Source organism: Psychrobacter sp. 28M-43 (assembly GCF_014770435.1).
Classification (GTDB): Bacteria; Pseudomonadota; Gammaproteobacteria; order Pseudomonadales; family Moraxellaceae; genus Psychrobacter.
In genome coordinates this window covers 689741-703233 of the sequence record NZ_CP061739.1, presented here as the reverse complement: position 1 = coordinate 703233, position 13493 = coordinate 689741, and the positions used below count along the sequence as shown (strand labels likewise).

12 protein-coding genes are annotated in these 13493 nt (G+C 43.4%); 5 read left to right on the top strand and 7 right to left on the bottom strand.

From position 1 onward, the window contains the following. The first annotated feature begins 131 nt into the window (after window positions 1-131). Entirely contained in the window at window positions 132-587 is a 456-nt protein-coding gene (locus tag IEE84_RS03045; protein ID WP_165598234.1) for an Lrp/AsnC family transcriptional regulator, read from the top strand. Window positions 588-871: 284 nt separating this feature from the next. Here IEE84_RS03045 and groL read toward each other — a convergent pair whose 3' ends face one another. Together groL and groES are read right to left on the bottom strand one after the other, a co-directional pair. Further along, window positions 872-2521: a chaperonin GroEL gene (gene groL / locus IEE84_RS03040; protein ID WP_101204842.1), complete on the bottom strand. Its 1650-nt coding sequence runs from the start codon at window positions 2519-2521 to the stop codon at window positions 872-874. 123 nt (window positions 2522-2644) lie between these two features. Next, on the bottom strand, window positions 2645-2935 hold the full coding sequence (groES, locus tag IEE84_RS03035; protein WP_057758860.1) for a co-chaperone GroES: 291 nt from the start codon (window positions 2933-2935) through the stop codon (window positions 2645-2647). A 478-nt stretch (window positions 2936-3413) separates the two neighbouring features. On the opposite strand from groES, the gene IEE84_RS03030 reads away from it, so the two are divergent. Then, window positions 3414-4193, top strand: a complete 780-nt coding sequence (locus IEE84_RS03030; RefSeq protein ID WP_191114808.1) for a DUF3108 domain-containing protein — start codon at window positions 3414-3416, stop codon at window positions 4191-4193. A gap of 110 nt (window positions 4194-4303) precedes the next feature. Here the strand turns inward: IEE84_RS03030 and IEE84_RS03025 are convergent, their stop codons facing one another. Then, window positions 4304-4753 carry a hypothetical protein gene (locus IEE84_RS03025; protein WP_191114807.1) on the bottom strand — a complete coding sequence of 150 codons (450 nt, stop codon included), beginning with the start codon at window positions 4751-4753 and terminating at the stop codon, window positions 4304-4306. A gap of 140 nt (window positions 4754-4893) precedes the next feature. Beyond that, a complete protein-coding gene (gene wrbA / locus IEE84_RS03020) occupies window positions 4894-5511 on the bottom strand; it encodes an NAD(P)H:quinone oxidoreductase (protein ID WP_057758854.1) in 618 nt (205 codons plus the stop codon). A gap of 256 nt (window positions 5512-5767) precedes the next feature. Between wrbA and IEE84_RS03015 the strand changes: the two genes are divergently transcribed. The 3 genes from IEE84_RS03015 (at window position 5768) to IEE84_RS03005 (ending at window position 10389) form a co-directional block, all read left to right on the top strand. After that, window positions 5768-7351, top strand: a complete 1584-nt coding sequence (locus tag IEE84_RS03015; RefSeq protein WP_191114806.1) for a YihY/virulence factor BrkB family protein — start codon at window positions 5768-5770, stop codon at window positions 7349-7351. Beyond that, complete coding sequence (locus tag IEE84_RS03010) at window positions 7344-8960, top strand: DUF2254 domain-containing protein (RefSeq protein WP_224737863.1); 1617 nt, start codon at window positions 7344-7346, stop codon at window positions 8958-8960. The genes IEE84_RS03015 and IEE84_RS03010 overlap by 8 nt, the downstream gene beginning before the upstream one ends. 154 nt (window positions 8961-9114) lie before the next feature. Further along, the gene (locus IEE84_RS03005) at window positions 9115-10389 is read left to right on the top strand and encodes a cation:proton antiporter (protein ID WP_191114805.1); all 1275 of its coding nucleotides are present in this window, start codon (window positions 9115-9117) and stop codon (window positions 10387-10389) included. Between the two features lie 78 nt (window positions 10390-10467). Here the strand turns inward: IEE84_RS03005 and IEE84_RS03000 are convergent, their stop codons facing one another. Genes IEE84_RS03000 through IEE84_RS02990 form a run of 3 tightly spaced genes read right to left on the bottom strand, consistent with a single transcriptional unit; the run spans window position 10468 to window position 13352 of the window. After that, the gene (locus tag IEE84_RS03000) at window positions 10468-10953 is read right to left on the bottom strand and encodes a DUF2127 domain-containing protein (RefSeq protein WP_416383480.1); all 486 of its coding nucleotides are present in this window, start codon (window positions 10951-10953) and stop codon (window positions 10468-10470) included. A gap of 55 nt (window positions 10954-11008) precedes the next feature. Continuing rightward, on the bottom strand, window positions 11009-12220 hold the full coding sequence (locus IEE84_RS02995) for a dihydroorotase (RefSeq protein WP_191114803.1): 1212 nt from the start codon (window positions 12218-12220) through the stop codon (window positions 11009-11011). Between the two features lie 58 nt (window positions 12221-12278). Then, window positions 12279-13352 (bottom strand): aspartate carbamoyltransferase catalytic subunit, encoded by a 1074-nt coding sequence (locus tag IEE84_RS02990; RefSeq protein WP_057758845.1) that lies wholly within the window; start codon window positions 13350-13352, stop codon window positions 12279-12281. Window positions 13353-13493: the final 141 nt, after the last annotated feature.

Genomic DNA, 13493 nt, shown 5'->3' with positions numbered 1-13493 from the left:
GCTATACAAAGACCAATTATCGATTAAAATACGCGCTTTTATCTCTATTTATTCATTGCAATTTTGCAAATATTTGATGGATAATGCTAACCAAATCAAAATTATTGGCTTAAAAAGCCAAAAGGTAAATTATGGACAAAATCGATCGCCATATCTTGGAAGTGCTCCAAAAAGAAGCGCGCTTATCTACGGCGGAATTGTCCGAACGTATAGGGCTGTCGCCTTCTCCTTGCGCGCGACGCCTCAAACGTTTGGAGGACGAAGGCTATATAGAGAACTATCAAGCAAACGTAAACAAAGCCAAAGCGGGTATTGCGATGAGTTTCTTTGTGGAGGTCAGTCTGAACAGCCACCAAGAAAAATCTATCGCAGCCTTCGAACGCGCTCTGTCCAATATGGACGAGGTGATTAATGGACATGTGGTATCGGGTTCTTATGATTATTTATTAGAAGTGGTAAGCCCCAATCTCGATGGTTATGAGCGGTTCACCCGTAAGCTGCACAAGCTTGCTAGCGTAAAAGACATTCACACTCATTTATCGGTAAGAAAGGTAATCAATAAGACGACTTTACCTATTTTTGTGTGAGATTCTTCTATACTAATGAGCAACGTCGAGCACGGTCTTCACTTACGTTAAGTGCATTAAGATAATTATAAATAGCTGGTTAATTTGAATGATTACATAACTTTATTATCGAGCATAAAAAAGCCCTGCTATCTTTCGATAACAGAGCTTTTAATAGTCAAATAGACTTTATGACAAAATCATACTTTTAGCGAAAGCGGATTTATCGAAGATAAGCAAAAATAGTACTTGTTATACATTGAGCGTATCTGACAAAGATAAATCGCTTTGCAGCAGAAGTAAAATTACATCATGCCGCCCATTCCACCCATACCGCCCATTCCAGCACCGCCGCCCATAGCAGCCATACCGTCATCACCTTGCGGTAAGTCAGTGATCATAACTTCAGTCGTTAGCATTAAGCCTGCAACAGATGCTGCATTTTCTAGTGCTGAGCGAGCAACTTTAGCTGGATCAAGGATACCCATCTCTAGCATATCGCCATATTCGCCAGTCGCTGCGTTGTAACCGTAGTTACCACTACCACTCTTCACTTCGTTGACCACAACTGAAGCTTCTTCGCCAGCGTTGGTTACGATTTGACGTAGTGGTGCTTCCATCGCGCGACGTAGGATGTTCATACCAGCGTTTTGGTCGTCGTTGTCACCGCGTAGTTCAGACAATGCATTCATCGCACGAACTAAGGCAACACCGCCGCCAGGTACAACGCCTTCTTCAACCGCTGCACGAGTTGCATGTAGCGCATCGTCAACACGGTCTTTCTTCTCTTTCATTTCAGTTTCAGTTGCTGCGCCGACTTTGATCACTGCTACGCCGCCTGCTAGTTTAGCAACACGCTCTTGTAGCTTTTCTTTGTCATAGTCAGAAGTAGACTCTTCAATTTGACGGTTGATAGACTCAACACGGTTCTCGATGTCAGCTTTGTTACCAGCGCCATCAACGATAACCGTGTTTTCTTTACCGACAGTCACTTTCTTAGCAGTACCAAGTTGCTCTAGAGTAGCAGTCTCTAAGCTTAGGCCAATCTCTTCAGAGATTACAGTACCGCCAGTTAGCGTTGCGATGTCTTCTAGCATTGCTTTACGACGATCGCCAAAACCTGGTGCTTTAACAGCACAAGTTTTCAAGCCGCCACGCATGTTGTTTACAACTAGTGTCGCTAGTGCTTCGTTTTCTACATCTTCAGCGATGATTAGCAACGGTTTGCTCTGCTGCATTACTTGCTCAAGTAATGGCACGATTTCACGGATGTTGCTGATTTTTTTGTCAACTAGCAAGATATATGGGTTTTCAAATTCAGCAGTTAGGCTGTCTTGCTTGTTAGCGAAGTATGGGCTGATATAACCACGGTCAAACTGCATACCTTCTACAACTTCTAGGGTATCTTCGAAGCTTGAACCTTCTTCAACAGTGATAACGCCTTGCTTGCCTACTTTTTCCATCGCTTGCGAGATCAGTTCACCGATTTTGGTGTCTGAGTTTGCAGAGATAGAACCAACTTGAGCGATTGCTTTGTGATCGTCAGCTGGCGTTGATAGTTTATGGATTTCTTTAACCGCTTCACGTACCGCTTTGTCGATACCGCGCTTAAGATCCATTGGGTTCATGCCGGCAGCAACTGACTTCATGCCTTCTTGTAGGATTGACTGAGCCAATACAGTCGCAGTGGTTGTACCATCACCAGCGACATCATTAGTGCGACTAGCCACTTCACGTACCAACTGTGCACCCATGTTTTCAAATTTGTTTTCTAGCTCGATTTCTTTGGCAACTGAAACACCATCTTTAGTGATGGTAGGTGCGCCAAATGATTTGTCGATAACAACGTTACGACCTTTAGGGCCTAGTGTTACACGTACTGCGTTTGCTAGAACGTTTACGCCGTCCATCATTTGTTTACGGGCATCAATGCCGAATTTTACGTCTTTTGCCATGTTAAATTACTCCACTATTATAAGTATGAGAATACAATTGATTGATTTGATAGTTGCTTATCAAAAGCGATTATTAGACACTGCTATCAAAATGCGCTGAGTATAAAATAATACTCAAAAGGACTAGCCTTCTAGCACACCCAATACATCAGACTCTTTCATAATCAATAGTTCTTCACCGTCAACCTTTACGGTTTGACCAGCATATTGACCGAACAAAACTTTGTCGCCAGCTTTTACATCTAACGCACGAGTTTCACCGTTGTCACGAACTTGACCATTACCAACTGCAAGCACTTCACCTTGTGAAGGTTTCTCTTGTGCTGAACCAGGAAGCAAGATACCACCAGCAGTCTTTGTTTCTTCTTCTATGCGGCGGACGACAATACGGTCATGTAAAGGACGAATGTTCATCGATATGACTCCAAAAGTTGGTTAATAAAATTAAGGGTTTATTTGAATTAATGGTCTCAATACCAGTATCTATAGGGAACACTGCCAAAAACAACGCTTTATAGATAAGCCTTGAGCTTGTAACAAAAAGTGGGGGCAAGGTGAGTTCGGTTCAAGTGTAAAGCCCAAAAATTTACAAGATTATTTTACAAAAATTTATCAACCAACATCTCATATCGATGCTTTACGTTTAGTAAGGCCAATATGCTAATCAAATGAAGAACAAAAAGTAGGAATATTTAAAAATATTAATGAGCTGAATTTATATTTTGACCAATACCAAATCAACTATAGAAACATTTGCTACAAGCACTACACGAAGCGGTATGACACCACGCTTGAAAATGTAACAGTATATGACCATTATAGGTCGGGTAAACATAATAAGAACGAACGAGAAAAATTGCTATATCGGCAATAAATTAATGAAGGGGTATCTATGAGTTTTTCATCAATGCACAAAAAGTCATCAAGCGACAATGTTGATAATGCTAATAACGCAAAACGCAGTCCATCTAAATTTTTATCTGCCTTAGTAACAGGCATCAGTATCTCTACCGTTGGAGCTTTGAGTATGACCGCACCTACCCTTGCTAGCGCAAAAACCGTCCAACCATCAACTGCCGATTATAGTTTTACTGTTGAGGACAAATACAAAGGCACAGCAACTCGTACGCTAAGCAAATCTGGTAATATGTGGAAATATAACGTTAAGGCTCGCGTCGCTGGTGTGGCTAGCGCCTCACAAAACAGCACTTTTACGATTAATGGCAACAATGTCAGTCCCACGCAGGCAAGCACCACTTACAAATTACTTGGCATGGGTCGCACGCATAAACTAGACTTTAACCCGAGCAGCAAAAAAGTCACCAGTAACTATAAAGGCAAGTCGACAACTATGAATATGTCGCAACAAGCCTTTGATGACTTGAGCCTTGAGGTACAGATTCGTCAGGATTTATTGAACGGTAAATTCTCTGGTAACTACTACATGGCGAAAAAAGACAAAATCGAGAAGACGCCATTTAAAAAATCAGGCAGCACTAAAATTACCGTACCAGCAGGTACCTTTGATACGGTACGTGTTGACCGCGTCCACGATGACGATAGCCGCTCTACCAGCTTTTGGTTAGCCCCAAGCTTGGACTATATGCCAGTTAAAGTTAGTCAAATTAACGATGGTAAGAAAATGGATTTAGAATTAACTAAGATTAACTAATCTACTTATCTTGAAAGTTATAAACAAAAAAGCGGCGCCCCAGATGGAGTGCCGCTTTTTTATGGCTTTAGATTGATAGGTATAACTTATTAGGCTTCAGATAACCTCAATTATTGACGAGGTTTCTTCACAACGTTGTTCATCGAAGGCAGGCGTTTAAGCAGAATAAATAGCCAAATATTGATAGCAAGCAATAGTAAGAAGTCCGCTAAGTATACGGCGATTTCTGCCCAACTACTGCCATATATACGAGTAAACAGCACCACGCCACTCGCGCCCAAATATACCAGAGTGAACATACTGCTTATCAACAATGCATAAGGTGAACGACCGCGCAATATCCATGGCGTCAGAATCAACGCGGGCACTAGCCATAATGCCTGCCAAGCAATACCGCCAACAATATCAGGGCTACTAGGATTAAAGACACTAATAAAAATAGGCAATCCGAGCAGTCTATAAACGAGCCAAATTAACCACGTAACCTTCAAGCGCTGTGCAATAGGTGCGATAGGCTTAACCGTTTTAAGAGGCTTTGTATTAGAGCGGGTTGTGGCCATTAGATATTTTGATTTCCTAAATGAATAATATACTGCTGAATATGAATAGTTAGTGCTTGCTTATAATCAAGTGATTATAGGCATTCAATCATAGATTTTGAGACTCAGACGATTCTAGACAGCAGGTTTATAAAAGTTGCTTATCGGCCCCAATTAGCCTGTGCTAATGCAGCTGCAGTAATCGCTAAACGGCGACCCTGCGCAATACCCAAATCTCGCTCGTCAGCAGATATTGGCTGATCATGTGATGCTCCGCTGACATGGCTGGCACCATAAGGCGTGCCACCGCGATGAGTACGGTTCAATGCTGGCTCTGCATAGGGCACACCTACGATGACCATACCGTGATGCATCAGCGGCAACATCATCGTCAACAATGTCGTTTCTTGACCGCCATGCATGGAACCTGTCGCCGTAAACACTGATGCAGGCTTGTTCTGTAGGTTCCCTGCCAGCCATAAGGTCACAGTATTATCCCAAAAATACTTCATGGGTGCGGCCATATTACCAAAATGCGTCGGGCTACCAAGCGCAAGACCGCTACAGTCTTTTAGATCGTCCATCGTACAGTACAAGTCGCCTTCATCAGGTATCGCAGGCTTGCTTGACGTGGTTTCAGGTGCCACTGTCGGTACCGTACGGATACGCGCAGTCATGCCAGCATCTTCAATACCTTGAGCGATAGCATATGCTAATGTCTTAGTCGTACCGTAATTAGAATAATAAAGCACCAAAACATAAGGGTCGGTCTGACTCATTAGCAAAGCTTCCTTATAAAATCGTTAGTCGTACTGGCCACCAAAAATGCGGCGAAATATACGACTAACTGGCATTGTAGAATATGTGCACATTATGCCCGAGTCATTCACTGTCATGCAAATAACCATGATTGATAACCTGACTTATATTGTATCTGATGTGCTAGGTAGTGCATTTTGACACAATTAAACCGCAGATGATAACCGTTCATCTTTGTTACACTATTGTCACTCTTACTTTTGCTTAATGGTCGACATGGAAAAATTATCTCAAAAACTTCCGTTTTTACAGCAGCGCTGGTTTCAGTTCTTACGGTTTTTGACTCGGCATTTTTTTGAGGATAATTGCCAGCAAAAAGCGGCTTCACTGACATACACTACTATGCTGTCGATCGTGCCTGTATTAACGGTATTACTGATGATTTTGTCATCCGTACCAGCACTCGCATCGGTTAGAGCGCAGATTTATGACGTCATCTATAGCAATCTGTTGCCGCAGTCGAGCATGCAAGTTAGTGAGTATATTAATAGCTTTGCCGAAAAGTCATCCAATCTAACCATCATCGGTGCCATGATTTTATTCTTTACGACTATCATGACCTTGACCACTATTGAGCGCGCGTTTAACCAGATTTGGCGAGTAGAAGATCGCTCTGGTGGCATCAAAAGCATGCTGCGTTATTGGACTATCGTTACTTTAGGGCCGTTAGTATTGGGCACCGCTTTTATCGCTTCCAGTACTGTACAGAGTCTGAGCTTTCTCAATCGTCAAATTGCAGGCTACGGTATCGACTGGAGTTTTTGGGTACAAATGGCATCGATTGGTATTACGATGGCAGGCTTTATTGGTATGTACTGGTTTATTCCAAAGGCGCGCGTACCAGCAAAGAACGCAGCCATCGCTGGCGTGTTTGTGGCCATTGTCTTTGAATTAATGAAGCATCTGTTTGGTACAGTGATGGCTAACTTTACCAGCTACGAAGCGATTTATGGCGCTTTTGCTGCATTGCCTATCTTTCTACTATGGATTTATCTGTCGTGGAATTTGATTTTATTAGGCGTTGAAATTAGCTATACCTTGACCATTTTTGAGACGGAAGAAGTCTACCCTCGTCACCCGTTACTCAGCTTGTTAGACATGTTGAACTTGGTTTATACCCATCACTTAAAAGGTGAAGCCGTTAGCGAACAAGCGCTGCGCAATGTCTTAGGTCGAAAAGAGCTGCCGAAATGGTATACCTATATCAACTACCTACAAGACAGCAATCTGATTACCATGACAGATGATGATGACTATGTGCTCAAAAGAGACCTGAGTAGGATGACGTTATGGGACTTTTATCGTACCTTGCCCTACCCACTTCCTATCAAGGACGAGTTGGATGAGATGAAATTGGAAGGTCAAAAGCCTTGGCTAAGTTTACTGGTAAAACGCTTTGAGAATACTGAAGCGTATGCCAAACAGCAACTGCATCTACCGCTAAATGCTATCTTTGCCAATAGCGAACCGCGTAAACAATCTACTAGTAAGCATGGCGATGACCATAAATTATTTAGAAAAACCTCTGCCGCCACTGAAAATGTACAACGACATGATAATCTAGATAGACATGGTGAGAGTGCTTACGACGGCAATGCTCCAAATCTTGAAGCCTCACCGCATCTAGAGCCTATGGCTTATGACAAAGACAGCGCTATTGAATATGACGATCACGACAATGAGGCCATCATACCTCTAGGAACTAGTGATAGTCATACTGAGACAGATATGACTAGACGTACGCACAAAAACGCTATTATTACAGAAGCAGATAACCCTAAGGCTCATCACAGTGAATAAAAATGACGGAGACAGCATCTGGACACGTACGATCAATGCAGGTCAAAACAGGCTTAAGCAGCTCACTAAGTTGTGGTCAATACAAACGCTGACTGACTTGCCTGATCGTTTAAATAACTTGTGGCAATGGCTGATTGGCTCCTATTGGTTTATTCCAACTGCTTGTGTCATTGTCGGTATTTTACTTGCTCCTTTGCTAGTCGCAATTGATCAGCATTTTGATCGTGAAACGGTAAAAGAGATCTCCTTTGCTTTTACTGGTGATGACGAGGCTGCGCGCGCGATTATGACCGCCATTGCTGGTGCCGTATTGGGCGTAGCTGGTACGACGTTTTCGATTACGATCGCCGTCCTGTCGATGGCATCCTCACAGTTTGGCCCAAGACTGCTACGTAACTTTTTGACCGACACTCCAAATCAGTTTGTCCTTGGCGCTTTTATCGGTACATTTAGCTATAGCTTACTGGTACTAAAGTCTATCCATAAGTCTGACGTGGCTTTTGGTGTGCCGCAATTGGCAGTAACTTTTGCCATTATCATGGCAATTATCTGTGCGCTGCTTTTAGTTTATTTTGTACAGCATATGGTGCATGCCATTCAAGCGTCACACGTCATTCAAAATGCTAGCAACGATGCGATTGCAAACATTTACTATTGGTATAACGATCGTTGTGATATTCAACATCAACGCGATGCTGAGCACCATGATATCGAGCAGTTCCAAAACTGGCCTGCTATGCCGATTTATTCACCAAATTCAGGTTATCTACAGCAGATTTATCTTGAGTCATTGATTGCGCTGTCACAAGATTATGGTGGCGTGGTACAAATGCATGTCAACCTCGGTAATTACGTTACTGACAAAAACGTCATTGGCTATTTTTATCAGCGGCCTGCGTCTCATCCAAATAACCAACAGAAGACAGCAACACCGCATCTGGCAGTGATACCGAGAGCGCCTAATGGACTGTTTTGGCAACGTCTTGCAGGTTGCCTACGACTTGAGCAACGATTAGCGCACTCCAACGACATCGCCTATAGCTTAGGTCAAATGACGGAAATTGCTGTACGGGCACTATCCCCTGGTATCAATGACCCAAAGACTGCGGTCAATTGCGTCCAATCTCTAACCAGCTGTCTGAGTATCATGATGCGTCGTCAGCCACCAAGCCCTTATCATTTTCACATACCGCAATCAGAGACTAACGATAGCTCTGAAACTACCATCAAAGAGAAGCGACTGGCCATATTGGCACTAGTCACTCATATCCCAAAGATTTCTGACTTTATCAATGTATCACTCGGTGAGATACGTCGTTATGCATCTGCTGATCTAATGGTCTTAAAAGCATTATGTCAGGCAATGGTCAATCTGAACTATGCACGGGTAAACAGCGCACAGCAGCAAACGCTATTACATGAATTGCATCTGATTCGGCGCGCTGGTGAAGAGAATTTAAATTATCAAGAATTGGTTGATGATTTGGTCGCTATGTGCGAACAAGCCAAGCAGTTTATTCTTGATAACGATGCGCAGCACAAGCATTTTAATTACGTGAGTGATTTTGAAGCCGATATTCGTCAAGCGTTACAGACACAGTCTAGTTAATGACATGACTAATTAACTGTTTAAATAAATAGCAATATCAGCCTTTATAAACACATTACTTATAATCACAACACCTATAGCTAAAAACACTTATAACGTCCCTAGAAGCCCTGCGCTTTAGATACTTTTTATATTCATATGAGACCTACTTTTTATGGCATCTGCAACCAGCCTTACCATCCTAGAAATCAGCGCCATATTTTTGTCGATTACTGCTTCACTAACTTATATTAATCACCGTTTTATTGGTTTGCCGACAACTATCGGTGTCATGGTCATCTCTATCTTATTGTCAATCGGTGCGATATTTTTGGGCTTCTTAGGATTTGATCAGCTAATTGATTACGAAGTCAGTTTATTGGAGCAACTTGATTTTACCGAAGTGCTCTTAGACGGTATGCTGTCAATGTTGCTATTTGCAGGCGCATTACACGTCAATATTGGTGATTTAAGACGCTACAAGCTGCCTATCGGCATCCTTGCTGGACTTGGTACGATCATATCGGCGATGCTCATTGCGACCGCGATTTATTTTATGCTGCCATTATTCGGTTTTGGCCTGCCGTTTCTCTGGTGTCTGTTGTTTGGTGCGCTTATCTCCCCTACCGATCCTATTGCCGTCATGGGTATCCTGTCGTCAGCAGGTGCTCCAAAGAGCATCGAGACCGTCATCGCTGGCGAGTCATTGTTCAATGATGGTATCGGCGTGGTTATTTTTGTCTTACTGCTGGGGATTTTATCTAGCGGTGATATTCCTACTGCCAACTACGTCGCACATACATTAGCGGTTGAAGCTGGTGGCGGCGTTGTTTTCGGACTGGTACTTGGTGCGATTTTGTATTACTTGCTCAAGAGCATTGATAGCTATCAAGAAGAAGTGCTATTAACATTAGCAGGCGTCATCGGTGGCTACGCGTTGGCCAGCCATTGGCATTTATCAGGGCCACTCGCCATGGTCATGATGGGTCTGATGGTCGGTAACCGTGGTCGCGAGCTAGCCATGAGTGATAAGACACGGCATTATATTGATTTGTTTTGGGAATTGATTGACGAGATTTTAAACGCCATTTTGTTTGTGCTTATCGGTCTAGAAGTGGTGATGATTGCTTATTCAGGCAATTTATTTATTGCGAGTGGTTTGACGATTTTAATTGCGCTGACTGCTCGATTTATCGTGGTAGGCATGACGACCAAGACCTTTCATCGTCAGCTTGATTTGCCTACAGGCGCATGGAAAGTTCTGACATGGGGCGGCTTACGCGGAGGAATCTCAGTCGCGTTAGTATTACAGCTACCGATCGGGGCTGAACGAGAGATTTTATTGGCACTCACTTATGCGGTGGTGATATTCTCCATTTTGGTACAAGGTCTGAGCGTTGGAAAAGTCGCTAAAAGCATTCGTACCGATGAAAAAACAGTAGACGTATAAGCCAAAAATATATCAGGCACAAAAAATCCAGCATCAGATACTTGTCTTATGCTGGATTTTTTAACTTAAATTTAAACGCTATATCAAGCCTTTTCGTTTCATATTGCGATAAACCACAATAATAATGAGTAGATTAGAAACCAATATCCCAAGCTTAAACCAGTCAAACGGGTTAACGATCAGATAGTATATTTCTATAGGAATAAATACCCCGTAGCCTAATACCCCAAACCAATACGCCCATGTTTTGTCATGCCATAAGCCATAGGCTTCGAGGAAACGCAAACTGGCATATGCAAATATCAATAATAAAAACATCGGCCAGTTTTTACTTGCCTGCTGAGCAATACGTACGGCACTATCGATTTGCGGGGCAAGCATATGGCCGAAACTGCGCTGCCAAGTAACCGTTGCCGTCGTCAGCCAATGCTCAAGATTGGTATGCCACCACCATAATGCCCCTGCTCCTAGTAACGCACCAACACCTTTCACTACCTCATAGATGGCCACCGCTTTAATAGACTCACTCGCCGTACTGCGCGATTTTTCTTGCTGACCATTCATAGTAACCCCTTTATCCTTCGAGGATGGCGGCAGACGGTCATCCTGTCGGGGCAAATTAGCCAAAGAATGTCTCCACAACACGTCCTTGCAACTGCTGATTGAAAAACGGCGTGTTCTTACCACTCGATAGCATAGATTGCGCGGTTACTTGCCACTCAAGGTTAGGATCGACTAATACTGCACCGCCGATAGCTTCATACTGCTCACTGATACCAGCGATTTTTGCAGGATTCAGGCAGATTTTGTCTACTAATTGCGAGAGTGTTAATACCTCATCATTGACCAGCTGACAAGCCAACGCCATAAACGTATCGAAGTTTGAAATACCTGGCGTACTTTCAGCAAATGGTGCTTTTTTGGCGGTGCTATTTAGTGGCTCGTGATGACTACAAATAGCATCGATAGTGCCATCTTTTAATCCACGGCGAATTGCCTGCTGGTCAGTATTACTACGTAGCGGTGGCAACACATATGCCTGAGCATTAAAGCCTTCAAGGTTATCATCAGTTAAATACAGCTGATGCATCGCAACATCACACGTAACAGGCAAGCCTTTATCTTTTGCCCAGCGCATAAGCTCAATCGAAGACTTACATGATAACTGGCTAAAATGAGCAGCGATTCCAGTCTCTTCAACCATCAGCAGCTGCGTAGACAATGCAACAGTTTCCGCAATCCAAGGAATCCCTTGCAGACCATGATAAGAAGCAATATAGCCCTCATGTGCCACGCCATCTCCAGACAGACTTGGCTCATCAGGATAAAAGAATACTTTCATACCAAAAGTCGCCGCGTATTCTAGTGTACGTAGCAATACTAAGTCATTACGAAAAGGTCTACGCGCATTAGATACCGCAATACAGCCGCCCTTCTTAAGCCCTGCGATATTAGACGGTCGTTCGCCCTCTAACCCTGTGGTCAATGCACCCAAAATATGCAAGTAAATCCCGCCATCACTCAAGGCGCGCTCACGTAAACCTTTCAAGAGTGAGCCGTTTTCTAAAATAGGATTGGTGTCAGGCGGTGTGACTACATGCAAGAACCCATTACCACGTGCAGCACTGCCTTCTGATTTTAGCGTACCGTGTTGCTGTTGGCCTGGCTCACGCAAGCGCGCGCATAGATCTACTAGTGGTGGTAATAACCACATTTCACGGCCAGAATCGAGTGTAGACAGTTTTTCTGTTGCAGTTTGCGGCAATGCATCTTTAAATGCTTTTGGTAAATGGTCAAGAATGGGTGCATCCGTATTAAGCATGGTAGACATAACGTTATTACCGTATCAATAAAATGAAATAAATGAGAATAAGTCGCGCGGCAGCCTGTTACTTACCAGCCGCTTGATGAGCACGTTGACCTTCCATCGCAAGTGATAAGACTGCCATTCTAATAGCAATACCGTTATTTACCTGCTTTAAGATAACGGATTGTGCGCCATCAGCCACACTAGAGGCAATCTCAACACCGCGGTTCATCGGCCCTGGATGCATCACCAATGCATCTGGCTTGGCAAGCGCTACGCGCTCTGGCGTGATCCCATAATGCTTATAGTATTCACTTGATGATGCCAATAGCGGCGAACCAATACGCTCATTTTGTATTCTTAAGCCCATGATCACATCACAATCGGTGACACACTCGTCCATGTTTTCGTATACCTGCACACCGAAACGTTCGATACCTTTGGGCAGTAGAGTACGCGGCGCACAAACACGGATGTCTGTTACACCTAGCGTTTGCAGTGCACTGATATCGGAGCGTGCCACGCGTGAATGCTTAATATCACCAACGATTGCGATAGACAGCTCTTCAAATGGGCGCGGCGCTTCACGGTGAATAGTCAACATGTCGAGCATTCCCTGAGTAGGATGCGCATGCCAGCCATCACCACCATTAATGATAGCGATATCAGGCGTCACTTCTGTCGCCATAAAATGCGCGGCACCTGATGCTGAATGGCGTACTACAAAGATATCCGCGGTCATTGCCTGTAGATTCCACAGCGTATCACGCAGACTCTCGCCTTTTTTGGTACTAGAACGTTCGATATCGATATTGAGTACATTGGCACCCAAGCGTTTTTCTGCCACCTCGAATGTCGTCCGGGTACGAGTCGATGGTTCGAAAAACAAATTCATGACCGTATAGCCGTCTAACTCAGGACGATTGATTAGCTGTCCATTTTCATCAAAGAAAGTCTCTGCTTTTGCGATAATAGCTTTGAGCTGTGCTTTATTAAGACCTTCAACACCTAAAAAATGCCTAATACTGCCATCAGTGTTGAGCTGCGGACGACTCAATGAGGTATTGAGTCTTTGATGAATCGTACTGGGATCAAATTTTGCATAATCAGTCGGTGAGACTGGTTGTGTAGCGCTACTATCGATAGAATTTGACATAATGGCGAGTCTTTATTGTGGGTTTATATGAGTCTATAGTAATCACTTATTCATCTTTGTTCGATCATTTATCACTGATAGGCATAGATACAAAGGACTTTTTGACGCTTATTTGCTACAATTTACCGTAATCAAACTCGA